The sequence below is a fragment of the Aliivibrio finisterrensis genome (genome assembly GCF_008933155.1).
Taxonomy (GTDB): domain Bacteria; phylum Pseudomonadota; class Gammaproteobacteria; order Enterobacterales; family Vibrionaceae; genus Aliivibrio; species Aliivibrio finisterrensis.
This window is the reverse complement of the sequence record NZ_WBVP01000017.1, coordinates 1-25751: the sequence shown is the minus strand read 5'-3', so window position 1 is coordinate 25751 and position 25751 is coordinate 1. Positions and strand designations below refer to the sequence as shown.

The 25751-nt window shown below is 38.9% G+C and carries 18 protein-coding genes; 11 read left to right on the top strand and 7 right to left on the bottom strand.

Going from position 1 to position 25751, the window contains the following annotated elements:
• Positions 1-138 precede the first annotated feature (138 nt).
• Positions 139-2340 carry a primosomal protein N' gene (priA, locus tag F8B77_RS13895; RefSeq protein ID WP_167512826.1) on the bottom strand — a complete coding sequence of 734 codons (2202 nt, stop codon included), beginning with the start codon at positions 2338-2340 and terminating at the stop codon, positions 139-141.
• 238 nt (positions 2341-2578) lie between these two features.
• On the opposite strand from priA, the gene rpmE reads away from it, so the two are divergent.
• Together rpmE and F8B77_RS13885 are read left to right on the top strand one after the other, a co-directional pair.
• Positions 2579-2797: a 50S ribosomal protein L31 gene (gene rpmE / locus F8B77_RS13890; protein WP_122033730.1), complete on the top strand. Its 219-nt coding sequence runs from the start codon at positions 2579-2581 to the stop codon at positions 2795-2797.
• A 198-nt stretch (positions 2798-2995) separates the two neighbouring features.
• Positions 2996-4243 (top strand): malic enzyme-like NAD(P)-binding protein, encoded by a 1248-nt coding sequence (locus F8B77_RS13885; protein ID WP_151655889.1) that lies wholly within the window; start codon positions 2996-2998, stop codon positions 4241-4243.
• A 91-nt stretch (positions 4244-4334) separates the two neighbouring features.
• Here F8B77_RS13885 and lamB read toward each other — a convergent pair whose 3' ends face one another.
• Both lamB and metJ read right to left on the bottom strand, forming a co-directional pair.
• Entirely contained in the window at positions 4335-5588 is a 1254-nt protein-coding gene (gene lamB / locus F8B77_RS13880; RefSeq protein WP_151655973.1) for a maltoporin LamB, read from the bottom strand.
• Between the two features lie 382 nt (positions 5589-5970).
• Entirely contained in the window at positions 5971-6291 is a 321-nt protein-coding gene (gene metJ, locus F8B77_RS13875) for a met regulon transcriptional regulator MetJ (RefSeq protein ID WP_045101132.1), read from the bottom strand.
• Between the two features lie 184 nt (positions 6292-6475).
• Between metJ and F8B77_RS13870 the strand changes: the two genes are divergently transcribed.
• The 7 genes from F8B77_RS13870 (at position 6476) to F8B77_RS13840 (ending at position 18086) form a co-directional block, all read left to right on the top strand.
• Positions 6476-7642 (top strand): O-succinylhomoserine (thiol)-lyase, encoded by a 1167-nt coding sequence (locus F8B77_RS13870; RefSeq protein ID WP_151655887.1) that lies wholly within the window; start codon positions 6476-6478, stop codon positions 7640-7642.
• Positions 7642-10059: a bifunctional aspartate kinase/homoserine dehydrogenase II gene (locus F8B77_RS13865; protein ID WP_151655885.1), complete on the top strand. Its 2418-nt coding sequence runs from the start codon at positions 7642-7644 to the stop codon at positions 10057-10059. Before F8B77_RS13870 ends, F8B77_RS13865 begins: the two co-directional genes overlap by 1 nt.
• A 346-nt stretch (positions 10060-10405) precedes the next feature.
• Entirely contained in the window at positions 10406-11395 is a 990-nt protein-coding gene (leuO, locus tag F8B77_RS13860) for a transcriptional regulator LeuO (protein WP_151655882.1), read from the top strand.
• A 247-nt stretch (positions 11396-11642) separates the two neighbouring features.
• Entirely contained in the window at positions 11643-13493 is a 1851-nt protein-coding gene (locus tag F8B77_RS13855; RefSeq protein ID WP_151655880.1) for an AMP-dependent synthetase/ligase, read from the top strand.
• Between the two features lie 348 nt (positions 13494-13841).
• Complete coding sequence (locus F8B77_RS13850) at positions 13842-15563, top strand: acetolactate synthase 3 large subunit (RefSeq protein ID WP_151655878.1); 1722 nt, start codon at positions 13842-13844, stop codon at positions 15561-15563.
• Positions 15563-16057, top strand: coding sequence for an acetolactate synthase small subunit (ilvN, locus tag F8B77_RS13845; RefSeq protein WP_151655876.1), 495 nt, complete (start codon positions 15563-15565; stop codon positions 16055-16057). The genes F8B77_RS13850 and ilvN overlap by 1 nt, the downstream gene beginning before the upstream one ends.
• A 133-nt stretch (positions 16058-16190) precedes the next feature.
• On the top strand, positions 16191-18086 hold the full coding sequence (locus F8B77_RS13840; protein ID WP_151655874.1) for a sensor domain-containing diguanylate cyclase: 1896 nt from the start codon (positions 16191-16193) through the stop codon (positions 18084-18086).
• A gap of 369 nt (positions 18087-18455) precedes the next feature.
• Here F8B77_RS13840 and F8B77_RS13830 read toward each other — a convergent pair whose 3' ends face one another.
• The 4 genes from F8B77_RS13830 to F8B77_RS13815 all read right to left on the bottom strand — a co-directional run bounded on the left by F8B77_RS13830 (position 18456) and on the right by F8B77_RS13815 (position 23164).
• The gene (locus F8B77_RS13830) at positions 18456-19118 is read right to left on the bottom strand and encodes a GntR family transcriptional regulator (RefSeq protein WP_151655871.1); all 663 of its coding nucleotides are present in this window, start codon (positions 19116-19118) and stop codon (positions 18456-18458) included.
• A gap of 219 nt (positions 19119-19337) precedes the next feature.
• Positions 19338-20750: a pyruvate kinase PykF gene (gene pykF, locus F8B77_RS13825; RefSeq protein WP_130043919.1), complete on the bottom strand. Its 1413-nt coding sequence runs from the start codon at positions 20748-20750 to the stop codon at positions 19338-19340.
• A gap of 384 nt (positions 20751-21134) precedes the next feature.
• On the bottom strand, positions 21135-21536 hold the full coding sequence (locus tag F8B77_RS13820; protein WP_130047163.1) for a hypothetical protein: 402 nt from the start codon (positions 21534-21536) through the stop codon (positions 21135-21137).
• Between the two features lie 83 nt (positions 21537-21619).
• Positions 21620-23164 (bottom strand): long-chain-fatty-acid--CoA ligase, encoded by a 1545-nt coding sequence (locus F8B77_RS13815; RefSeq protein WP_151655869.1) that lies wholly within the window; start codon positions 23162-23164, stop codon positions 21620-21622.
• A gap of 649 nt (positions 23165-23813) precedes the next feature.
• On the opposite strand from F8B77_RS13815, the gene F8B77_RS13805 reads away from it, so the two are divergent.
• Together F8B77_RS13805 and F8B77_RS13800 are read left to right on the top strand one after the other, a co-directional pair.
• Entirely contained in the window at positions 23814-23963 is a 150-nt protein-coding gene (locus F8B77_RS13805) for a hypothetical protein (RefSeq protein WP_151655867.1), read from the top strand.
• Between the two features lie 350 nt (positions 23964-24313).
• A complete protein-coding gene (locus tag F8B77_RS13800) occupies positions 24314-25657 on the top strand; it encodes a tyrosine-type recombinase/integrase (RefSeq protein WP_151655865.1) in 1344 nt (447 codons plus the stop codon).
• Positions 25658-25751: the final 94 nt, after the last annotated feature.

The following is a 25751-nucleotide window of genomic DNA, read 5'->3' as shown; positions in this document are numbered from 1 at the left end:
AGAAGATATTTTATGTGTAAAATAAAGAATTAAATACGGGCGATCTAACAAAAATTACATCTACGTTGTGACTTGCCTCACATGGGGGCTGATTATCTTCCTCCTTAATGAAAAATAAATAGAATTAAAATCCTTACACTAACTAAGGTCTTGAGGCTCTATATCAAGCGTCCAGCGAACTTTTTTCGCTAATGGGAGCAGTTCAATCGCTGCCTTAGCTCCTCGTAACATACTCTGCATTACGGTTCTGTTTGGCGCTTGAAAAAGCAGTTGCCAACGATACTTACCTGCTCGTTTTGCTAATGGTGCAGGGATGGGCCCTAATACCGGCGTGGCGTCATGAAATTGTGGATGGCTCTCTAGTATGTCGCGCACTTGCCGTAAAAATTGCTCTACGTTATCACTATTATTTGCTTCTGCTCTGAATAGAGATAAATGAGTATAAGGAGGAAGCTGAGCAAATTTTCGCTCTTGTAAAGCATACTCAGCAAAGTGTCCATAACCTTGATGCAATAAGCTTTGTAGTAGCGAGTGTTCTGGATGGTGGGTTTGTAAAATTACTTCACCTGGTTTACTTGCGCGTCCCGCGCGACCTGCCACTTGAATAAAGAGCTGAGCTAAACGCTCAGGGGCACGAAAGTCACTGCTAAATAATGAGCTGTCTACATCAATTAAGCCGACTAGGGTGACGTTTGGGAAGTGGTGGCCTTTTGCTAGCATTTGAGTACCAATTAAAATTTGGTATTCGTTATTTTTAATCGCGTCTAAGTAATTCTCTAAGCTGCCTTTTTTGCGGGTGCTGTCTCGGTCAATACGAACGGTTTTATACTCAGGAAATAAATTCATGAGTTGTGTTTCAAGCTGTTCTGTTCCAACGCCAACAGAGATCAATTGAGTCGAACCACAACCCTGACATTGATGAATAATGGGTTGCTGTGAACCACAGTGGTGGCAACGAATTTCATTGCTGTGTTGATGAAAAGTATAATAAGCATCGCAACGTTTACATTCTGCCATCCAACCGCACTCGTGACACATGAGTGCAGGAGAGAAGCCTCGGCGGTTTAAAAACAACATGACTTGATTGCCCTCAGATAAGTGTTTTCTCATTTGAGCGATCAAGGGTGCAGATAACCCACTATTTAAATACAGACCTTTTACGTCTAATACGCCATGGCGAGCTGGAATTGCCGTACCTGCGCGTTTGGATAACGTTAGGTGGTGGTATTTACCGACTTTCGCATTGTGCAGCGTTTCGAGTGCTGGGGTTGCCGAGCCTAAAATAATAGGGATGTTATCTAAGTTGGCACGCATCACTGCAAGATCGCGAGCGTGATATCTCATGCTATCTTGTTGCTTATAAGAAGCATCATGTTCTTCATCGACAATGATGATCCCAAGATCATGAAAAGGCGTAAATAGAGCTGAGCGGGTGCCTATAATTATGCCAGCGTGATTGTCTCGTGCGGCTAGCCATGAATTTAAACGCTCAGTATCGTTTAAGCCTGAGTGAATGACATCGACAGGAACATTAAAGCGACGTTTAAAGCGATTAATGGTTTGTGGCGTTAAGCCAATCTCAGGAACCAAAACCAGAGCTTGGCGGCCTGCTTTTAGAATGGGCTCTAATAATTGTAAATACACTTCTGTTTTACCAGAACCTGTCACACCATCCAGTAAATAACAGCCGAACTCAGGACTTGCATTGACGGTTGCAATTGCAATAGCTTGTTCTTCATTGAGTTGTGGTTTCTCTTGGGTGACTTCAACATTGCGCTGCCAATAACTCGGTTTTGGAGCAAGAGATATCTCTTCTATCCAACCTTTATCTACTACTGCTTTTAATGTGGCCGCGGTTATCTCTTCTTCCAGCATTTGTTCATGGCTGCATGACTGATGACGAACTAAGTTCAGTGCTTTAGCTTGTTTTGGTGCTCGAGTCAGTTTATTAAGATCTTGGTTTTTTCCTAATTCGGTTATTTGCCATGCCTTTAAGGCTGCAAAACTTGCTTCTCGGCCTTTGCGCAACCAGGCTGGCATTGCATTCGCAAGGGTTTCACCTAGGGGATATTGATAGTAAGTACTGCCCCAGTTAAGCAATTTGTAGAGATGAGGAGGCCATAGCGATGCATTATCAAGTACCGCATCAATCCCTTTGAGCTTTTCTCGTGAGAATTCTGATTCATTGCTTAGTTTAACCACCACACCGATTAAGCGTTGACGTCCAAAAGGCACTTTTACACGGCCACCAATCACAGGAGCTTGTCCCGGTTTGATAAGATAATCAAAGGTGCGGTCAAGAGGAACAGGCAGTGCAATGTGGGCGATTGAATACGGCATGGCTAATATCAGTAAGGAATAAGATAGGGAATAGTCTACTCTTAGATAAGAATATCGCAACGGAGTAAAATAATCGGTGAAAAAAGTAACAGATTAGTTGATTGATCGCTCAGGATTCATTATTATACGCGACCTTAAGTAGGTGTAATCTGTTTACGCTTACTATTTTTGTTAAACTACGTGTGGTGTTCGGCTTAGATTCGGATGGCGACACGGCCTAAACTATAAGGTTTTCCCCATGAAAGTAGGTATCCACCCAGAATACAAAGCTGTTCAAGCTACTTGTTCTTGCGGCAACGAATTTGAATTCAAATCTGCGCTAGGCAAAGACACAATCCACCTAGACGTATGTGGCGAATGTCACCCGTTCTACACTGGTAAGCAACGTATCGTAGATACTGGCGGCCGTGTTGATCGCTTCAACAAACGTTTCGGTGCAATTGGTTCTAAGAAATAATTACCAATTTCCGATAAAAGAGGAGTCCTATAGGGCTCCTTTTTTTATGCCTGTAAAACAGCGTTTGACCATTTTATCCCTCATTCTTGTTGGTACGATGTGTATGCCAATACTATGAAGTTTGAATTAGATCAACTATTATATAATTCACTGTTTTGAAACAATCCTCTTATAATTATTAGCATTCAGGAAAACATCATGTCTGACGACTTTCGCGAACAAGCTCTCCATTATCACGCTTACCCAACTCCGGGTAAAATTGAAATAGCACTGACGAAGCCTGCAAATACTGCAGAAGACCTAGCTTTGGCGTATAGCCCAGGCGTTGCTGAACCAGTACGTGAAATCGCAAAGAACCCAGACGATGTTTATAAGTACACATCAAAAGGCAACATGGTTGCAGTTATCTCAAACGGCACTGCTATTCTTGGTTTAGGTAACTTAGGTCCTTTGGCTTCAAAGCCTGTTATGGAAGGTAAATCACTGCTTTTCAAACGCTTTGCTGGTTTGGATTCTATTGATATCGAAGTAAAACACCGCACTATCGATGAGTTTGTTGATACGGTTGCGAACATCGCAGATACTTTTGGTGGTATCAACCTAGAAGATATCAAAGCACCTGATTGTTTTGAGATTGAACGTCGCCTGATTGAACGTTGTGATGTACCTGTATTCCATGATGATCAACATGGTACTGCGATTGTAACAGCAGCAGGCTTGCTGAATGCGATTGAGCTACAAGGTAAGAAATTGGAAGATGCGATCATCGTTTGTCTCGGTGCTGGTGCAGCAGCAGTAGCTTGTATGGAGCTATTAATTAAGTGTGGTGCAATGCGTGAGAAGATCTACATGCTAGATCGTAAAGGCGTAATTCACACTCGTCGTGATGATATTAATGAATACAAACAACGTTTTGCTAATAACACGGATAAGCGCACGCTTGAAGATGTTATTGAAGGTGCAGATTTATTCTTAGGGGTATCAGGTCCAAACCTATTACCACCTGAAGCGTTAAAATTAATGGCAGACAAGCCCATTGTATTTGCATGTTCAAACCCAGATCCTGAAATTAAACCTGAACTTGCTCATGAGGTTCGTGATGATTTAATCATGGGTACGGGTCGTTCAGATTATCCAAACCAAGTAAACAATGTGCTTTGTTTCCCATTCATTTTCCGTGGTGCACTCGATGTGCGTGCAAGCGTGATTAACGATGAGATGAAGTTAGCTGCAGTTGAAGCGATTCGTCAATTAACAAAAGAGCCTGTACCTGCCGAAGTATTAAAAGCCGCAGGGGTTGATGCACTAGAGTTTGGTAAAGGTTACATTATTCCTAAACCAATGGATCCTCGTCTACTTCCTCGTGTTGCTAAAGCGGTAGCGCAGGCCGCCGTTGATTCAGGCGTAGCTCGTATTGAAATCCCAGAAGGGTATATGGAAGCGTAGTTCGCTTTTGATATTTTTGTAACCATAAAAAGGCTTCTAACATCGCTTGATGAAGAAGCCTTTTTTGTTGGGGGTTAGTTAAAAGATCTGATTACCACCAAGCTTCAACTTGGATACCAGCAACGTATTCACCATCGCCTTTTTCACCAAAGGTTGTACCTTCGTCGTCTGTAATGTATGAACCGTAAACACGGATTTCAGGACGAGCCCAGAAGCTATCTCCCATTGCCCATGCTTGTGCTACCGTTAATTTGCTACCCGCTTTATCTGTATCATCAGCAAGTGTTTCAGTGAAGTAACCTGCTTCAAAAATAGTGCGCATTGTGTCGTTCCATTTGTACATAGGACGAACAACAACAGAGGCTAATGAGTGAGTTCCTTGATCATAATCAGAATTTGCATATAGCGCTTGATGTCCCATTTCCCACGATTGACCAAAGCTTATTACACCCCAGTTAATTAAGCGATAACCTGTTACATCATTATTATCTCCAGAACGGTCGAACCAAGCACCGGCACCTAAACTTGCCATTTGAGCACCGTAAGAACTGGTACCAAATTGAACAACTGTTTGGTTAAAGCCATTGCTTAAACCTTGTTGTAAGATTGCAGATAGCAAAACACCATCATCGGCTTTTAGGTTTTGATCATCGCCAGCGGTTGCAAAGTTATATGCGGCAGCCACTTCTAAAGAAGCGTCAGCCCAAAGGTTTATGTTTGCTAAACGCATATCAAGAATGTAGGCATTTACATCTTCTGATTTATATTTTTCCTCATAATCAGCTTGATCTCCAGGGTTACCTCCTGGTTTTAGTACCCACTCTTTATCCGTATCACTTTTTTGAGAACCATTATCTTGCATTAATGCAATCGAGAATTTTTGGTCACCTACAGAGATGTTTTCAACACCACCACCAGTGCCTGATGTGTTTAAGAAGTAGAAATCTGTGATATGAATATCTTTACGTTGATAGTAAGTTTTACCAGCCCAAAGCGTAGCCTCTTTATCAAACTCTAAAACGCCTTTCGCTTTTACTGCAAACTGAGCAACATTGAAATCGCCATCTTCCCAGCCATTAGAGCCATCAACGCCAGATGCAATCATTGACTCTAAGCGCCACGTCTGTTCGCCAGTTTCTAGGTCTTGTGCAAAACCAAACTCAGAGTAGTTGTCATTTTCATTGCCCAAGCGACCTAATTTATTTTTTTCAAATGACAGATCACCATCACCGTTACCGCTGATGCCCGTACCAGCACGCATGTAACCATTAAAATCAACAGCAGAAGCGGTTGGAGCAAGTAGAGCGGCAGAGACTGTTGCAGCAAGCAAAGTATATTTGTTCATTTTCATCTTAAATCCCTTTTCCTTTAACAGGATATTTTTATTTAAGAATGTTTATTTAACCAAGGCAGTGTAGGGCGGTTTAATAAGCATTCAATTCAGTTGACGAGAGATAGATTAAAAAGAAATCACAATGTTTAACTCATTCTTTTTTTATAAAGAATAGGGCGTAGAGCTAGGGAGGAGAAAATTTGGGTACAGGTCGTCTATTGACGATAATCACATTTGGTAGGAGTGCTTGAATATATTTATGAGATAAGGCGCACGTAGAAAGATATTTTGAAATTGGAATTAATTAAGAAAAGAGGGAAATAAAGAAATAAAGGAAAAACAGGGAATGTGATCTAGCCAACAGTAGACCTTATTGGCTAGAAAGATTCAATATTTACTCGTCGTCAAAGGCTTCGAATTCGATGCCCATTGCGGTCATTAATGCTTTTGCTTCTGCAGGAATATCATCAGGACGGTCTTTACGCAAATCTTCATCCGTTGGTAAAGGTTGGCCTGTATAAGCGTGCAGGAAAGCCTCACATAATAGTTCACTATTAGTTGCGTGACGTAGGTTACTTACTTGGCGACGCGTACGTTCATCAGTAAGGATTTGCAGTACCTTTGTTGGAATAGAAACAGTAATTTTTTTTACTTGTTCGCTTTTTTTACCATGTTCGGCATAAGGACTTAAATAGTCACCATTCCAATCAGCCATTGTTCACCTTCGTTCAGAATTATTGATGTTGAGTTAGAGTCTCTAATTCTAGCGATATTTACGGCTATAAGCAAAGATATATAGACGTCTAGAAGTATTGACGTCTCATTTTGTGGTGGTAAAGTAGAAGAATATAACTTATGGATTAGATTATACCACTGCTTAGCAGTTTGGAAGGGAAATTATGAGCGAGAGAAAACCGGCAACTATTGCAGTTCGTACTGGCATTGAAAGCGATTCACAACATAATGCGGTTGTGCCTCCTATCTACTTATCAACTAACTACAGCTTCCCTGAATTTGGTGATGTACCAAAGTACGATTATGCTCGCTCAGGAAACCCAACTCGAACACAACTAGAGACCACCTTATCTGATTTAGAGTGTGGTGCTGGTGCGGTTGTGACAAACTGCGGTACTTCAGCTCTTAATCTAATGGTTTCAGCTCTGCTTGGTCCTGATGATCTTATTGTTGCCCCTCATGACTGTTATGGTGGAACGTATCGCTTATTTAACACTCGCGCTAATAAAGGTGACTTCCAAACCTTATTTGTTGATCAATCGGATACTAAGGCTTTAGATGCCGCCATTGCAAAAAAGCCTAAACTTATTTTATTAGAGACCCCTTCTAATCCATTAGTTCGAGTGGTAGATATTGCTGAAATTTGTCAAAAAGCCGCAAAAGTAGGTGCTTTAGTTGCTGTTGATAACACTTTCCTTTCTCCTGTCTTACAGCAACCTTTAACGCTTGGTGCTGACTTTGTCCTTCACTCGACAACTAAATACATTAATGGTCATTCTGATGTTGTTGGTGGCGTATTAATCGCAAAAACACAAGCGCACGCAGATGATCTCGCATGGTGGGGGAATTGCATTGGTGCAACAGGCACTGCATTTGATAGCTACTTAACCTTACGTGGTATTCGTACCTTAGGTGCGCGTATGCGAGTGCATGAAGAGAATGCAATGGAGGTGCTTAAGTGTCTTCAAGAGGAAGCATTAGTAGGCACAATTTATCACCCAAGTTTACCTGAACATCCAGGCCATGATATTGCTAAACGCCAACAAGCAGGATTTGGTGCAATGTTAAGCTTTGAGCTTAATGGGTCATTAGAGCAACTAAAAGCGTTTGTAAAAGAGCTTAAATATTTCTCTTTAGCTGAATCACTTGGTGGAGTAGAAAGTCTCATTGCCCATCCGGGTACCATGACCCATAGAGCGATGTCTGATGAAGCGCAAGCAGAAGCCGGATTGGCTCCAACACTATTACGTATTTCCGTTGGATTAGAAGACAGCCGAGATCTGATTGCTGATCTTAAACAAGCCTTCCTTGTAGCAGCAGGAGTGAAATAATGACAGGAGTCGTTACGCGCCAGTTACATAAATTTGGTGGTAGTAGCCTTGCTGATCCGGAGTGTTACCGTCGTGTCGCTACCATATTAAAAGAATATTCTCATGATCATGATTTAGTGGTTGTCTCTGCTGCGGGTAATACAACGAACCGAATTTTAGAATGGTTTGAGGCACTATCAAAAGATGGCCGATTAGCGCATGAAGTCTTAGAGTCTTTACGCAAGTACCAACAAGAGCTGATTTCAGAATTACTTAGCGCTAATAATGCGGAACCATTACTTGAACTACTGCATAAAGAACTGATTGCTATTGGTCAATTGCACGCGCCATTAACTGACGTTCAACAGGCCGATGTTCTTGGGCATGGTGAGGTATGGTCATCTCGACTGCTTTCTGCGTATTTAAATCAAATTGATCTACAAGCTACTCCGCTCGATTCTCGTACTTTTTTACGCGCAGAGCGAGCTGCTCAGCCAGAGGTCGATCGCACACATTCTTGGCCATTATTCAAAGAGAAAATTGCTCAGCATCCTCATGGACGTATTGTGATAACCGGGTTTATGGCTTGCGATCAAAAAGGAGAAACCGTTCTGCTTGGTCGTAATGGTTCTGACTATTCAGCAACCGTCATAGGCGCATTAGCTGAAGTTTCTCGCGTTACCATTTGGAGCGATGTAGCTGGGGTATTTAGTGCTGATCCTCGTAAAGTCGAAGATGCGTGTTTATTGCCATTACTTCGTTTAGATGAAGCGAGTGAGTTAGCTCGGTTAGCTGCTCCTGTATTGCACAGTCGAACATTGCAACCTGTTGCTCAGAGTGCGCTTGATTTAAGTTTACGCTGCAGTTATCAACCAGAATCTGGTTCGACTAGAATTGAGCGAGTATTAGCTTCAGGGCGTGGAGCTAAAATTGTTACGTCACTTGAAGAAGTGTACTTAATTCAATTAGGCTTTGGGCGAGGGCAAGATTTTGAACGTGCAAAACAAGAGGTCCTTTCCCTTCTTACTCGCTCTCAGCTTCAGCCTTTGGCTTTAGAAGCACAAGCGGATCAATTTACATTATTACTTGCTTATACCTCAGAAGTCGTTAATGAAGCATTAGACGTATTACAGAGCTCAGCCGTTCATGCTGAGATTAAACTCAAAGAAGGCTATTCGATGATCGCTGCCGTTGGGGCTGGCGTGACAAGCAATGCTATTCATAGCCATGGTTTCTATCATCAGCTAAAAAACTGTCCACTTGAGTTTGTGTGCGAATCAGAATCTGGGTTAAGTTTGGTGGCGATATTACGCACGCTAGATACTACGCCTGTGATCAATGGCATTCATACGCATTTATTTCAGGCTCAGAAGCGGGTTGCACTGGTTTTATGTGGGCATGGCAACATTGGGTCTCAATGGTTATCTTTGTTTACTGAACAAAAACGTAATCTTGAAAAGCGTCATGGGATGCAGTTTTCTCTTGTTGGCGTAATTGACCGTCACCGCCATTGGCTGGATTTTGATGGATTAGAGAGCGCTGCGATAACGAAACGTTTTGATGATGAAGCAATTGCTTATCAAGAATTTTCTTGGATAGAACAGCTTGGTGCAATACAGGGTTACGATGATGTGGTGGTATTAGATGTCACAGCAAGTGCCGAGCTATCACAGCAATATACAAAAATTGCAGAGCAAGGTATTCATCTTATTTCGGCCAATAAAGTTGCAGGCTCGGCACCAAGTGATGAATATCAAGCGGTGATTGATGCATTTGCTAAAACTGGCCGTCATTGGTTATATAATGCAACCGTAGGCGCAGGCCTTCCGATTAATCATACAGTAAGAGATCTACGAGAAAGTGGTGATGAGATCCTTGCGTTATCCGGTATTTTTTCAGGCACCTTATCTTGGTTATTTCAGCAGTATAATGGTGATGTACCGTTTACAGAGTTAGTTGATCTCGCATGGCAACAAGGATTGACTGAACCAGATCCAAGGAACGATTTAGATGGTTCTGATGTCATGAGAAAGCTAGTTATCTTAGCTCGAGAGGCAGGGTTAAAAATTGAACCGACTCAAGTGAAAGTCGAATCTTTAGTGCCCACTGAATTAAAAGAAGTCAGCTTAGACGATTTCTTATCAAAAGGAGAACTCATTAATATAGAGTTGCTCGAACGCTTAGAAAAAGCCAAAAAAGAACAGAAAGTATTACGTTATGTTGCTCGTTTAAATAAAGATGGCAGTGCGACAGTAGGCATTGAAGCCTTGTCTGAATATCATGCTTTAGCAAATTTATTACCTTGCGATAATATCTTTGCTATTGAAAGTAAATGGTATAAAGATAACCCATTAGTTATCCGAGGTCCTGGGGCAGGAAGAGCGGTAACAGCCGGAGCTATTCAGTCAGATTTAAATCGTATCTCTGCGCTTTTTTAATACCTTAAATAACCGTCTTATTATTTGAGCCATGTTGTATAACATGGCTTTTTTGTACTTATTGTAAGAACAAACGGATTTAACGCGTTTTTAGGTTATTTTATATTTTTTATCAGGTCCTTGTTTTATAGAGGGTTAGCTGTAATTAAGTTAAATTAAGCATAAATTAAAATTAAAATATTTTGCATGCTATAGATTTTGTAAATCTATTCAGTAATGATGTCCCTGAGTTGGCTAACATATATACGATAAATAGTTCAAACATAACAATAATAAGCGTAGCCACTTATTCTTTAGCTATTAATTTTTTGAATTAATTGATTCACTGCCGATTGAGAGAAACATAATGAATACGCCAAAAATCACCCCAATGCTTGGAGATATGGCAGGAAATAGTGTCAGTTCAGAACAAGTGCTGCGAAGTGTCGATTTGAATCTATTGACTGTATTTGATGCTGTGATGCAAGAGCAAAATATTACACGTGCGGCTCGCAATTTAGGAATGTCACAACCAGCAGTAAGTAATGCGGTTTCTCGATTAAAAGTGATGTTTAATGATGAGTTATTTATTCGTCATGGAAGAGGCATACAACCGACACAACGAGCTCGTCAACTATTTGCTCCAATGCGCCAGGCATTACAATTAGTAAAAAATGAATTGCCAAGCTCTACATTCTCCCCTGAAACTTCAGTAAGACAATTTAAACTCTCCATTTGCAGTCCATCGGATATTCGTTTTGCTCCGAGTCTTATGCGAGAGATTCAACAAAAAGCGCCTTATATAAACCTTAAGCTATCTGGTGAGCATGAATCTGATATCGCTCAAAAATTACGTTACCAAGAAGTCGATTTCGTTATTGATTATGTGCACTTTGATCAGCCGGGATACATGAGTACCGAGTTATTTACTGATGAACTTGTGGTTGTAACCTCTGTAAATCATCCTCGAATCCAAGGAAGCATAACAAAAGAACAATTAGCGAGTGAGAAACATGCGGTGCCAGCTCGTCTTGAAAATACCAAAGGTTTTGCCGATCATATTTACATGGACCCAATTTATGAGCAAGTTTATAAAGGGGCGAGTATCAGCAATATTCTTTATGTCGTGTCTCAATCAGAGTTGATTACCATAGCACCACGATGGCTAGCAAACTCAATGCCAAATCGTGCTCAGTTATCGATTATTGACTTGCCATTAGAATCAAAAAGTATCAGTGGTTACTTAAGCTGGCACGATTCATTCCAAAAGGACAAAGGGCATATTTGGATGCGTGATCAACTAATGCTTATTTGTGGTGAAGAAGTCGTAGCATCAAGTAAAGGAATGATGTTTTAGTTTACGTTATTAGAAATAGTATAAGTGTTTTAGGCAGTGTATTTATACTGCCTTTTTTGTCGGTGCTCATACGATATAAATGAAATGTAGCTTTTAAATAATTAAATTGTTAATAGCACACTCGTGAAATGGGTTTCACACAACAATACTTACATTTTATACAGAGAAACAGTTGCCTTTTTTGCCACCAATTGTACACTTTGTGCAGATTATAGCTTACAAGTGTAAGCCTAAAGGTGAATTCGAGATGACTATCCAAAACCCACATATTGTAAAAGAGATCCGCCAACATATTGCTAATAAGCCAAATACTACCGCATTGCGTGAACGTAAGTGCAGTATTTTAATTGATACTGAGTGCGAAGCGTGGAGTGATATTACTTGGGGGCAATTTGGTGAGCAAATGGATACATTATCATTAGCCCTATTAGCTCATGGATTGAAAGTACAAGAAAAGGTAGGGATATTTTCAAATAATATGCCTCGTTGGACGGTTGCCGACTTTGCAACGATGCAATTGCGTTCTGTACCTGTACCTATTTACCCAACAAATACACCAACTCAAGCGGCCTACATTATAAATGACGCTGATATTCGTATTTTATTTGTTGGTGAACAAGCTCAATATAATGCCGCCGTGGTTATCTTTGAGCAATGCCCTCAATTGACTCATATTGTAGCATTGAGTGATGATATTGATTTAAATGATCATCAAGCGGGTATCTCGTGGAATGATTTTGTTTCTAAAGCTGATGATATACATAAAGAGGAGCTTCAAGCTCGTCTAGATAGCGCTGAAATGGATGATTTACTGACATTGATTTATACCTCAGGTACAACCGGTGAGCCAAAAGGCGTGATGTTAGATTATATTAATGTCGGTTCACAGCTAGAGGGGCATAACACAAATTTAGCATTAACAGAAAAAGATGTGTCACTGTGTTTTTTACCTTTATCTCATGTGTTTGAGCGTGCATGGACGTTCTATGTGCTTTATAAAGGCGCAACAAATTGCTACCTACCAAATACAAACTTAATCAAAGAAGCGTTGATTGAAGTAAAACCAACAGTAATGTGTGCTGTTCCTCGTTTTTATGAAAAGATTTTCTCGACGGTTCATGAAAAAGTATCTCGTGCACCCGCTCATCGAAAAGTGATGTTCACTTGGGCTGTAAACATGGGGGCTAAAATGTCAGCATGTCAGCAAGAGCAACGTGAGCCATCATGGCTACTTAAACAATCACATAAGATTGCAGATAAACTAGTATTGTCAAAACTACGCATGATTTTAGGTGGTAAGATCAACTTTATGCCATGTGGTGGTGCAAAGTTAGATGCGACAATTGGACGTTTCTTTCATGCGCTAGGGGTGAATGTGAAGTTAGGTTATGGCATGACAGAGACGACCGCTACAATATCGTGTTGGGAGGATGGTAAATTTCATCCAGATTCTATCGGAACATTAATGCCTGGTGCTGAAGTTAAAATTGGTGAGAGCAGTGAAATTCTTGTTCGTGGTCCAATGGTGATGAAAGGCTACTACAATAAACCTGAAGAGACAGAAAAGAACTTTACTGAAGATGGCTTCTTAAAAACCGGTGATGCAGGTGAGTTTGACGCAGAAGGTAACTTATATATCACTGACAGAATTAAAGAGTTAATGAAAACGTCTGGTGGTAAATATATTGCACCACAAGTGATTGAAGGGGCGATTGGCAAAGATCACTTCATTGAACAAATTGCCGTCATTGCCGACACTCGCAAATTTGTATCTGCACTTATTGTTCCTTGCTATGACGCTCTAGAAGAGTACGCGAAAGAACTAAATATTGCTTACCATGACCGCATGGAACTAATAAAACACAGTGAAATCGTAGAGATGCTTGAAAAACGCGTAGCAAATTTACAAAAAGAATTAGCTCGTTTTGAACAAGTTAAAAAGTTTACTTTGTTGTCTAAAGAATTTTCGATGGACAAAGGCGAACTAACGCCAACTCAAAAACTACGTCGTAAAGTGATCAGTGAGCGTTATCAAGACGAGATTGAAGAAATGTACGATGAGAAACAAGATCAAAAAGGGAAGAAAGATAAATCATAACTAATCTTTGCCCTTCTGGATAATAAAAGATACCAGTCTTATATAGGCTGGTTTTTTTATATAAAAAAATACCACTTCATCTATTTTATTTTATATAAAATCAGAGCTTTAGTCTTCAACGTTAAATATATCGATGATTTTAATAAAACACCTCTAGACCAAAGTGCTAATAAAAGGTTAAAGTTGTTTCGTGATGGTGGTTTTTTGTTATCAATAACTGTTATCTACATAGGATTTTAATTTAATTAATATCGGTTTAGGCTAAAAATAAGCCCTAACTATGTAAACCATTAACTTATCGATAATTCATTTCGTATAAGTCGAGGGTTTAAATGTCGGGAGATAAATATGGAAATGTTATCTGGCGCAGAGATGATCGTACAGTCTCTGATTGATGAAGGTGTTGAGCACATTTTTGGTTACCCTGGTGGCTCAGTGCTAGATATTTATGATGCACTACACATGAAATCTGAGGATATTCAGCATGTGTTGGTAAGACATGAGCAAGCAGCTACGCACATGGCTGATGGATTTGCTCGAGCAACAGGTAAACCGGGTGTGGTTCTTGTTTGTTCAGGCCCTGGTGCAACCAATACGATTACAGGAATAGCAACCGCCTATATGGATTCTATTCCGATGATTGTGCTTTCTGGAAACGTACCAAACAACATGATTGGCACTGACGCTTTTCAAGAGTGTGACATGGTAGGTGTTTCTCGCCCGATAGTTAAACATAGCTTTTTAGTTAGAAAAGCCGAAGACATTCCTGAAATTATAAAAAAAGCATTTTATATTGCTTCAACAGGCCGTCCTGGACCTGTTGTTATTGATATCCCAAAGGATGTCATGAGCCCTGCGTTTAAATTCCCTTATCAATACCCGACGTCGATGTCATTGCGATCTTATAATCCAACGACAACAGGACATAAAGGTCAGGTTAAAAAAGGCCTTAAAACCCTTTTAGCTGCAAAAAAACCAGTGCTGTATATTGGTGGTGGTGCTGTTATCTCATCAGCAGAACAACACGTTATTAAATTAGCAGAATCACTTAATTTACCTGTAGTCAGTACGCTTATGGGCTTGGGTGCTTTTCCTGGTACTCATAAAAATGCATTAGGCATGCTAGGTATGCACGGTACCTATGAAGCCAATATGGCGATGCACAACGCTGATCTAATTTTTGGTGTCGGAGTGCGCTTTGATGATAGAACAACCAATAATTTAGAAAAATATTGTCCTGATGCCACTATCATGCATATTGATATTGACCCTTCATCTATTTCTAAAAATGTCCGAGTTGATGTGCCTATTGTTGGCTCGGCAGAAGCCGTTTTAGAGTCGATGCTGAAATTGCTTGTTGAGCAAGGTGGAAGTAATGATGAGGCAGCTTTAGATCAATGGTGGAAAGAAATTTCAGTATGGCAAGATAAAAAATGCTTATCTTATGATATCTCACCTGACCGTATTAAGCCTCAACAAGTCATTGAAACCTTACATCGACTAACGAATGGTGATGCTTATGTCGCGTCTGATGTTGGTCAGCACCAAATGTTTGCTGCGTTATATTACCCATTTAATAAGCCGCGTCGTTGGATTAACTCTGGTGGCCTTGGCACCATGGGTTTTGGCTTACCAGCCGCACTAGGAGTGAAGTTTACTCACCCTGATGAAGTGGTTGTGTGTGTCACTGGTGATGGCAGCATTCAGATGAACATTCAAGAGCTATCAACAGCATTGCAATATGGTATCCCAGTTAAAATTATCAACTTAAATAACCGTTTCTTAGGCATGGTTAAGCAATGGCAAGATATCATCTATCAAGGTCGTCACTCTAATTCTTACATGACATCAGTACCTGATTTTGCTGCGATTGCAGAAGCTTATGGCCATATTGGTATTCGAATCAACCATCCAGATGAGCTTGAATCTGGATTAGAGAAGGCGCTGTCATTAACAGAACGGTTGGTGTTTGTTGATATAAATGTAGATGAAACAGAGCACGTATATCCGATGCAGATCAAAGGTGAAGCAATGGATAATATGTGGTTAAGCAAAACGGAGAGAACCTAATGAGACATATTATTTCACTATTATTAGAGAATGAACCGGGTTCTTTATCACGTGTTGTTGGCTTATTTTCTCAGCGTGGTTATAACATTGAATCGTTAACCGTATCACCAACAGAAGATCCAACGCTTTCTCGCTTAAATATTACGACAGCAAGTGATGCAATGGAACTTGAACAGATCCAGAAACAATTACATAAATTAATTGATGTAATTAAAGTTCAAGAAGTGACGGAAACTGAACATGTTGAGCGAGAGTTATTATTGGTTAAAGTGAAAGCCAGTGGTTTTGCAAGAGCTGAAGTAAAACGTACAGCAGATATTTTTCGTGGACAGATTGTTGATGTAACCAGTTCTCTATATACCATTCAGCTTGCTGGAACGTCAGAGAAACTCGATGCATTTATTACGGCCGTCGCAGAGGTAACTGAAGTCGTTGAGGTAGCAAGAAGTGGCGTAGTAGGCATTGCTCGTGGAGAAAAATCACTAAGGGTGTAACCCTGTAATTGTTTCCCTTATTTAGTTACCATTGTTTAATAAAGCCTTCTTTTATCATACAAGAAGGCTTTATTGTTAATGCTATGAAGCTACATGGAATGGAAAGTTGTAAAGTGATTGTATGGAATAATATATGCATAATAAGAAAGTAAAAATAACAGTGTATTCCGCATGTCTATATTTGTGTTTATCTATAATAACAGCACTGTTTTTTTATAATGATTTCCTGAAGAAAAAAACAGTTGTTATTGAGCAAATCAAAAAAGAATCGACTCGACAATTGGCTTATAGCCATCATGAATTCAATGAACTTTCTAATCGTATAGCTAACACATTAGATCTCGTTTCTAAAAGTCGTCCTTTATATGATTATTTTTTATACCCTTCCTTACGTGTTCAGCAAGCGGTTGAATCCTCTTGGCTTCGTCTTATGGAGGTTGAAAAGTTCTTTTCGAGGCTGGAGTTAGTCAATGAGAATGGAGGCAGTTTATTTTCATTTACTTATGATGCGAATACTGGAAAAACCATAAAACAGATAACCGGTGAGCAAGCAGTAACCGATTTACACTTAAAGACACTTACCCAGCTACCTGAAGGGCGTATTTTCTCTGAAGGGGTTATTCTTAATCATAAATTAGCAAGCTCAGGAATATATAAACCAATGATGCAGATATCTATCCCTATTGATATCTCCGGTGTAAGAAAGGGGTATGTATTAGCTGAGTTAAGTGATTCTAGTATCGTTAATGTCGTAAGGTTTTCACCAACACTTAGTATCTCACCTTCTATTGTTAATCAAGATGGTTATTATCTTTTAAGTGATAAACCTGAAGAGATATTTGGCCATTTAGTTAATGGTAGAGAAGACAAAACACTAAAAGAAGAAAAACCAGAACTGTGGAATATCATTTCAGAGGTGCAAGTTGGCAGCACTTATTTAAACGGTAGCATTTATTCTTTTTATCGTTTTTCTATTGATAAAAGATACCCTAATAAAGGCGCTTATTTTTTACTTTGTTATCCTGAGAAGGCGCTTGAAAACTCTTTTTATTACCTAAAAGTAGAGGTGGTAGAAGAGGCTGCCATTGTTTTTCTATTGCTCGGCTTAATTGTTATCCCTCTGGGTATTTTATTAACGTTATGGGATAGGTCAAACCTAGATAGCCAGTTAGCAAAATCGGCATTGGAGGGAATGTCAGCAGTTGTTATCACCGATAAACATCAGCGTATTCTTAAAGTAAATACGGCATTCACTTCAATTTCTGGTTTTACATCAGATGATTCTATAGGGAAAAGTACTTTTGATGTATTGGTGTCAAACTGTGAACAATTTCAGAAAAGACTGAATAATTGGAAACAAGTGGAAGAACTTGGAGCGTGGCAAGGTGAAATTGACGTATTAGGTAAGAACCAAGAAGAACTAAGTTTATTAGTTAGAATGCAATCAGTTATGAACAAAAGAAACGAAGTTCAGTATTATATTATTTCTTATATTGATATTACACAGCGAAAACTATTAGAAAAAGAGCTACGTTATCTAAGTGAAAAAGATTCACTTTCTGATTGCTGGAATCGACGTAAATTTGAATTTGAATTAGAAAATCAGATGCTATTAACCAATCGTTATTACCCTGTGCACCAATGCTGTTTAGCCATTTTAGATATTGATTGGTTTAAACGTATTAATGATACTCTTGGACATGAAATTGGTGATGAAGTCATTAGGTTGGTTGCCAGAGTATTGAAAGATGGCAGCCGAGAAACTGACTTTGTGGCTCGAATAGGTGGTGAAGAATTTGCGATTATCATGCCGCATACGGAATTAAAAGATGCAGACATGGTCATTAACCGACTTCGTATTGCCGTTTCTCGTTTAGATGAGTACCAAGTAACCATTAGCGGAGGTTTAACGGACATTAATCACTCTAGAGAAAACGCTTACAAGTGCGCAGATCTTGCTTTGTACGAGTCAAAAGCGAATGGAAGAAATAAAGTATCAGTCTGTACAAGCGTGGCTGATTTAGCCTAAGTTTACGATTTACTCATTAGACTAAAGTCTAAGTTTGTCTATACTTACTTTCATCAATAAATAAGTCTGTAGTAGGATACTAATATCAACTCATCGTTGGTATGAAAGCATAAAAAGGAGAGTTCAACAGGCTAAGTATGATGTGAGGTTTCTATGTTTACTGACTTTTTAGTAAGGCTTACTGTGGGTAGTTTGGCTATTTTAGGGTTTCAACTGAGTGCGATTTATTTTTTATTAATGGTATTGCTGATAGGTACTCACAATAAAGAGTTTTTTGGTTGGTAATATCCGAGTTATAAATAGATATAGTATAAAACAAAAAAAACCAGACGATAGCGTCTGGTTTTCTATTTTAGTCACAAATGAATGTTAGGCTTCAAATGAGCCTGATAATAAATCCATGGTAGTGGCATAGTGCTTTTCTAGTAATTCAATCGCTTGATCTTCATTACGAGCTAATGCCAGTTTCATAATACTTTCATGCTCTTTTAGGATAGCAGTATATTCCTTACACGCTTGGTTATAGTTACTTTGAAGGTGGTGGTAGCGTTTAATCTGGTTTGTTAACTCTTGGTGGAATTGGTGCATAATTGGCGCATTAGCTCCCTCAAGAAGGGTACTATGAAATGCTGAATATCGCTCTTCCCATTCAAGCATAACTTCTAATGACGGTTCAGCTAGATTTACTTTGCTTAATTTATGGAAAGTCGTAAGAACACTTAGCTCCCACACTTCATCACCATTGTTGATGGCTTTTGACAGTAGAACCTTACCAACAACAGACAAACCTTCGAATAATTCTTTTAGTTCTTCTGATGAAATCGCAGCAACCCAACAGCCTTTTTGAGGTTGTAGCTTTACGTATTTATTCCAAGATAATTGAACAAGTGCTTCGCGGATTGGAGATGCGCCAACGCTGTAGCGTTCTTTTAATTCGGCAACAACTAATTTTTGACCAGGGTGCAGATCACCATTAAGAATATCTTGGTGGATCATTTTTGATACTTTATCAGTAAGGGTTGGGCTAGACACTTCGCTACTCTCTTTCTAAATCGTGATTGCAATGAATGATGTCAACTTGGCTTATAAATATAATTGATGACCAAGAATGAAATATACCATCTTTAGTTCTGTTAATGGCTCGTTGAGTATAGCGTATTGTATCTTTTCTGCCAATAAAATTTCATAAAAAAAGAGGGCCTAAGCCCTCTTTTATCGAATGTCGTATAACCGATTATAAATTCAGATGAATTATAATACGTGTACCGATGCTGTGTTTGTTGTGCCTGATGGTACTAGAGCACCAGAAACCATAACAACGATGTCGCCTTTGGCGCCAATACCAGACTCAAGAGCTAGTTCTTTACCGCGTAGGTAGAATGCATCAGTGCTGTCGATAGAATCAACAACCATTGGTGTAATACCTTTAGAAAGACAAAGCTGTGCAGCTGTCTTAGTATTAGTCGTTACAGCGATGATTTTAGCTGTTGGGAAGTATTTACGGATTGAACGAGCTGATTTACCCGCTTCAGTAGCAACAACGATAACAGGAGCGTTTAGTTTCTCTGCTGTATCTACTGCACCTTTACATACAGCTTCAGTAATACGTAGGCGTGGGCTGTCTAGACGAGAGCCTAGCTCTGCTTTTAGTGCCGAATCTGTACGAGCACAGATTTGAGCCATGATAGTTACCGCTTCAACAGGGTATTTACCTTTAGCTGATTCACCAGAAAGCATTACTGCATCTGTACCATCCATGATTGCGTTCGCAACATCACCCGCTTCTGCGCGTGTTGGACGTGGGTTTTTGATCATAGAATCAAGCATTTGAGTTGCAGTGATTACAACTTTACGTGCACGGTTACATTTCTCGATCATCATCTTCTGAGCGAAGATTACTTCTTCTACTGGGATTTCAACACCAAGATCGCCACGAGCAACCATGATACCGTCAGAAGCTTCTAGGATTGAATCGAAGTTATCAACGCCTTCTTGGTTTTCGATCTTAGAGATAATTTGAATGTTCTCGCCGCCATTAGCAACAAGAAGTTCACGGATTTCTTTAACGTCTTCTTCTTTACGGATGAAAGAAGCAGCAACGAAATCAACACCTTGCTCACAACCAAATTTAAGGTCAGCTTTATCTTTTTCAGAAAGAGCAGGAAGTTGAACAGAAACACCAGGAAGGTTAACACCTTTGTTTTCGCCCAGGTCACCGTTATTAAGAACTTTACATTTAACTTCAGTTTCAGTTGTCGCAACAACTTCCATTTCGATTAGACCGTCATCAACAAGGATAGTGTTACCAACTTCAAGATCTTTAGCAAAACCTGGGTAAGTAACAGCAACAACGTCTTTGTTACCAACAACAGAAGTATCTGTTGTGAATGTGAAGTCTTGACCTGCAACTAGAGCAACATCGTCGCCGTTTTCTAGTTTGATTGTACGGATCTCAGGACCTTTAGTATCAAGAAGAATAGCAAGCTGCTTGCCAGTGTTTTTCATTACTTGACGTACGTTATCAATACGTTGGCCGTGTTCTGCGAAGTCGCCGTGTGAGAAGTTTAGGCGCATAACGTTCATGCCAGCATTGGCTAGTTCAGTTAGTTTTTCAACAGATTCAGTTTTTGGGCCGATCGTACAAACGATTTTGGTCTTTTTCATGTGAGAAATCTCTCCAGATGAGTATATTTAAAATGATAAACGCAGTAATGCTCAGCCAATGTTTGAAGTGTTGAAAAATTACAACAGTTTGTTCTTCATAAAACACGATAGCTAAGCATTGAAATTCAATAATTACCTGTATTTTAGCTCGAAAAGAGTAATGGATTATTGATTCAGGTAAACAATTTGTACTTTAATCGCAATATTAAAAACAAATTTACATTACTCGACATAATTTCGAACATGTCTTTTCGTAAGTTTCTATCTATTTTGACGCAAATTCTAACAGCAAAACCCGTGAAGATCACTTTCTAGTTAGTATGATCTTTGGCAAATATTTATTTTATTACTCAAAATAAAAAAGGCGCATTAAGCACCTTTATATTATTGATTTTCAATTGGTTGATATGCTTTAAGTTTTTGCATACCTTTAGCTAATTTAACGAACCAAGTACCAATAGCAAGAACAGAGATTACTGCACCAACAATTGGAATTGCAGCATAAACTTTATCAAGGACAGAACTGTCTACCCAATAATCGAGACCTGCAGCCATACCACTCATTGTTGCAGCCGTTACTGCTAAAACAACGAAAAATGTAAGAAAAAGGAAAAAGCTTTTAATGATCGCGTAGTAATGACTATCGATAACTTCATCATTAGTGCCTTTATTCATTTGGTAGCCGGCATAAATAATCGCAACAATACCTGAAGCCATAAGAGTAATTGGAGTTAGTAGGCTTGCGATATAAGCAAACCAAATACCATTGTCTGTTTTTTTTGACATAATATTTGTCCAGTAATGAAATGAATACTTGCAAGTATATACCTTATTTTTATTATGGGAATATACTTGCGAAGTTGTGATGTTTATTTCAGCATTCTTTTTAAGATTTTTCCTGTCGCTGTCATTGGCAGTGCTTCAACAATAGCAAGATGTTTAGGACATTTATAATCAGCTAGCTGTTCTTTACTCCACTTGATTAACTCTTTTTCTGAAATAGAGTGACCCTCTTTTAAAATCACAAATGCTTTAACCTCTTCGCCAAAACGAGGATGCTCAACACCAATAACAGCAACAAGGTGAACTGAAGGGTGCTTCATATATACTTCTTCTACTTCTCTTGGGTAAATATTGTAGCCACCGCTAATAATTAATTCTTTTAAACGGTCAACGACATAGATATAGCCTTCATCATCGAAGCGAACAATATCACCGGTATGAAGCCAGCCATCTACAATTGTTTTCGCTGTGTCTTGTGGTTTTTTGTAATAACCTTTCATTACATTATGGCCACGAATAACTAATTCGCCTTCTTGGCCAATTGGAACCTCCTGACCATTTTTATCTACTACTTTCATCGTTACACCAGGTAATGGTTGTCCAATGCTTCCCGGCTTACGTTCAAACTCTAGATGATTAAATGCAGCAACAGGTGAAGATTCTGATAAACCGTAACCTTCAATAACCGGTACTTGTAGCTTCTCTTCAAATTGCTTTAATATTTCTACAGGCATGGAGGCACCACCTGAGATTGCTACCTTCAGAGTTTGTGCTATTTCTTTAAGATAAGCGCCTGGGTGTTTTTCTGCATAAGCTAATAGACCGATAAACATGGTTGGAACCCCCGCTAACTGTGTCACCTTATGCTCATGTATCTGTTGAATTACCGTCTTCGGTACAAAGCGAGGAATAAGAACTAAAGCGCTACCAGCAAGGATAGAGGTGTTCATTATCAGTGATTGACCAAAAGTATGGAAAAGAGGAAGTATAGCAATACTAATATCAGTGCCCTTTTGATTGGTTAATGCTTGGCAAGCCTGTGCATTACATAGCATGTTACTTTGGCTTAATTCAGCCCCTTTTGCAGCCCCGGTTGTTCCTGATGTGTATAGAATTACACAACTGTCTTCAGCAGAACGATATACAGTTTCAAAGGTTTTTCTGCCTGTTTCTAACCATTGATTGAAAGAGTGCGCAGCTGTCGGTTTTTGAGAGTTTGGTGTGGTTTCGATAAGGATAAAGTGTTCACAAAAATCGGCTTTTGTGTAGCCTTCGTAACCAAATTGGCCGATAGGCATTGCATCAGAACCTTGATATGAAATCAGAGCTACGGCATCAGAGTCTTTTAAGTGGTAAGCCACTTCTTCGCCTTTTAGCATGACATTTAAAGGAACAACAACAGCACCTATTTTTTGAACCGCATAATAGGCAATAACGAATTCTGGCGTATTAGGGCAAGAGAGGGCGATTTTTTCGTTTGGTTTAATATTTAACAGACTTAGATGATCCGCAATGGCGTTCACTTTTTGATTTAATTCTTGATAAGTAATTTTCTGATCTTGAAGGATTAAAGCGATATTGTTTGGACGAAAAGTGGCGTTGCGCTCAAGATTATTGGCTAAATTGTACATAGTTAACCTTTATTGTTATTAGTAAATATTGAATGTCTGGAAGTGTATATCAAGAAAGAAATAAAAGCAGAGAGGGAAAAAATATTTTATTCGTTTATTAAGAATAACAGCAAAGGTTGAGATACCAATGCTCCATTTTGTGACTAAAACGTATAAGAAGCCCAAGATATAAAGAGTTTAATGCATAGAGATTGGTCTCTGAGTAATACCCATTCGTTGGCTCATATTCCACCGCATACATATCTATATCATAAGCTGCTCGAATTTGAACGCCACCTAATACTTTTGGTGTGTATTCAACACCAAACCCAAACTTAAAGGCTGCTCCGTTATTGTCGGTTAATTACTCTTCATTTTGATTTAAATCTAAACTCGGCATACCAACCAAACCAAAAGGTCTAAGACCATTATCAAAGGTGTATCCTAAGTTTGTTGCTAAGGAAATAGACGCTGGCTTCATTGAATTGATAGCTCCATGATCAAAGCAATTATCAATCAGTATAGGTAGCTTTATTGAATATCCAAATAATTAATGCTTATTTGTGAACCATTGATAGTGCAATTGGTTCTTTGATAGTGCTATTTGCTATTTTTCATTGAACGAGAGATCTTGAATAATAGTATTCGAATAATTTCTAGGATGGAGTATATGAATAAAAAAGGATTATTAGCGATTGTTATTGCATTGATTATTGCTGCCGTATGTACTTCAGGACTGATGAGGGCAGCAATAGAATTATCTATATTTTTACTCTTGGTGGGCTATTTATTCATCATCAAGAAAAAGAAGATAAATTAAAAAAGAAAAAAGGCTGACAAGTAAAAATACTTATCAGCCTTTTCTAATTTGGTGGCCCCTCCCAGATTTGAACTGGGGACCGAACGATTATGAGTCCGAAAAGATTCATTTTCATAGACGTTCATTGTTATGCAAAATTCATTACAATCAATGAGTTATTTTTATTTTGCATTTCATTGCGTTTCATAAAATGTTACTCAAATTCCCTCTTGTCTGACCCATTATCTGACCAGAAATAAGTGTTTCTTGATTCAGATGATATTTTGTCAACATGGTTTCTGGCTAGTATCTCATTATGTCTTTTTCAAATTGACGGTACTTTTGCTGAAAACAACAAGGGAAATTTAACGATGTTAACAGCAACCCAAATTCAATCCGCTGTAAATAAGTCCTCATCTTACTATCTATGGGATCAATCTGGTCAAAGAGGAACTGGAAGGCTAGGTGTGAAAGTTTTGCCTTCGGGTAAAAAGCAATTTGTTTTTCGTTATTATCAACAAAGAAAAGAGAGGTTCATCTCTCTGGGTTTATTTAGATCTCGCACTAATGGCATGACTTTAGTTGAAGCAAGAGAAAAAATGCAGGAATTTTCTGCCTTATTAATGCAGGGTAAAGATCCTAAAAAACATATCGAGCAACTAGCGATTGAAGAGAAAAAGATTGAAGATGAACATAATGAGAAGGGGACATTAAAAGAGCTTTTTCATAGTTATACTGAGCGGATGAAAATTGATGGTAAACGTACTTATAAAGCGGTATTAGTTAGCCTAGAAAAAGAGTTTTATCCATATATCTCATCAGACACAAAAGCTTGTGATGTAACAACAAATCAAATCAAATTTGTGATCAGTAAAATTATTCAGCGTGGTGGTGAGACTGTAAGTAACCGTGTGCGCAGTTATATAATGGCAGCATTCAATCATGGTATGAAGTTTGACAATGATCCTCGATATTTTTCATTACATTCGACATTTGATATTAAATTTAATCCTGTAAATCCTATTCCTAGGCAAAAAAATGCTGAGCGAGTAGGCGAACGCTTTTTAGATTGGGATGAATTAAAGAGATTTCTGATTGATTTAAATAGTGATTATGGTTCTTTTAATATGGGGAAAGATTTCCGCAATTTAGCTCAACTATGTATTTATCTCGGAGGGCAGCGTCCATATGAAATCATTACGCTGTCATGGTCCAATGTAAATTGGAAAGAGAGATTTATTATTATTGAACAAGGATTATCAAAAAATAATAGGGAGCATACGGTGCCACTAAATGAATTGGCATATCAAGCTTTACTTAATCAATATGAGTTAAGTGGCGATGGTAAATATATGTTTCCAAATCCTAATGATGCAACTCGTCATGCACTTACCAGCTCATTTGGTCGCTCAATAACTCGTTATCGTGAAGAAAAACAGATGGCACATTTTTCGCCAAGAGACTTGAGACGCACATGTAAAACATTAATGGGAGCCTGTCGGATCGATAAGCAAACACGAGACAGGTTACAAAATCATGCATTACAAGATGTAAGTTCTAAGCACTATGACAGATATGATTACTTTGATGAGAAACTGGAAGCGCTCATTATTTGGAATGACAAACTAAAGGATTTGATCGATTACAAACCGCCATCACTTGCGCTAGTACCGTCATTGTCACTAGGGAAAGTAACCTTAACATTGGCGAAGTAACATTGTTGATTGAAAGCCCTACTGGGCTTTCATTTTATATCTTTCTCTAGGCTCATTTATTTGTATTAAATTTTAGATGCTGATTATGGATATA

What these genes read in the sequence shown, in the direction of transcription:
- priA (WP_167512826.1), bottom strand. Translation starts at nt 2,340, where the DNA reads ATGCCGTATTCAATCGCCCACATTGCACTGCCTGTTCCTCTTGACCGC.
- rpmE (WP_122033730.1), top strand. Translation starts at nt 2,579, where the DNA reads ATGAAAGTAGGTATCCACCCAGAATACAAAGCTGTTCAAGCTACTTGT.
- F8B77_RS13885 (WP_151655889.1), top strand. Translation starts at nt 2,996, where the DNA reads ATGTCTGACGACTTTCGCGAACAAGCTCTCCATTATCACGCTTACCCA.
- lamB (WP_151655973.1), bottom strand. Translation starts at nt 5,588, where the DNA reads ATGAACAAATATACTTTGCTTGCTGCAACAGTCTCTGCCGCTCTACTT.
- metJ (WP_045101132.1), bottom strand. Translation starts at nt 6,291, where the DNA reads ATGGCTGATTGGAATGGTGACTATTTAAGTCCTTATGCCGAACATGGT.
- F8B77_RS13870 (WP_151655887.1), top strand. Translation starts at nt 6,476, where the DNA reads ATGAGCGAGAGAAAACCGGCAACTATTGCAGTTCGTACTGGCATTGAA.
- F8B77_RS13865 (WP_151655885.1), top strand. Translation starts at nt 7,642, where the DNA reads ATGACAGGAGTCGTTACGCGCCAGTTACATAAATTTGGTGGTAGTAGC.
- leuO (WP_151655882.1), top strand. Translation starts at nt 10,406, where the DNA reads ATGAATACGCCAAAAATCACCCCAATGCTTGGAGATATGGCAGGAAAT.
- F8B77_RS13855 (WP_151655880.1), top strand. Translation starts at nt 11,643, where the DNA reads ATGACTATCCAAAACCCACATATTGTAAAAGAGATCCGCCAACATATT.
- F8B77_RS13850 (WP_151655878.1), top strand. Translation starts at nt 13,842, where the DNA reads ATGGAAATGTTATCTGGCGCAGAGATGATCGTACAGTCTCTGATTGAT.
- ilvN (WP_151655876.1), top strand. Translation starts at nt 15,563, where the DNA reads ATGAGACATATTATTTCACTATTATTAGAGAATGAACCGGGTTCTTTA.
- F8B77_RS13840 (WP_151655874.1), top strand. Translation starts at nt 16,191, where the DNA reads ATGCATAATAAGAAAGTAAAAATAACAGTGTATTCCGCATGTCTATAT.
- pykF (WP_130043919.1), bottom strand. Translation starts at nt 20,750, where the DNA reads ATGAAAAAGACCAAAATCGTTTGTACGATCGGCCCAAAAACTGAATCT.
- F8B77_RS13820 (WP_130047163.1), bottom strand. Translation starts at nt 21,536, where the DNA reads ATGTCAAAAAAAACAGACAATGGTATTTGGTTTGCTTATATCGCAAGC.
- F8B77_RS13815 (WP_151655869.1), bottom strand. Translation starts at nt 23,164, where the DNA reads ATGTACAATTTAGCCAATAATCTTGAGCGCAACGCCACTTTTCGTCCA.
- F8B77_RS13805 (WP_151655867.1), top strand. Translation starts at nt 23,814, where the DNA reads ATGAATAAAAAAGGATTATTAGCGATTGTTATTGCATTGATTATTGCT.
- F8B77_RS13800 (WP_151655865.1), top strand. Translation starts at nt 24,314, where the DNA reads ATGTTAACAGCAACCCAAATTCAATCCGCTGTAAATAAGTCCTCATCT.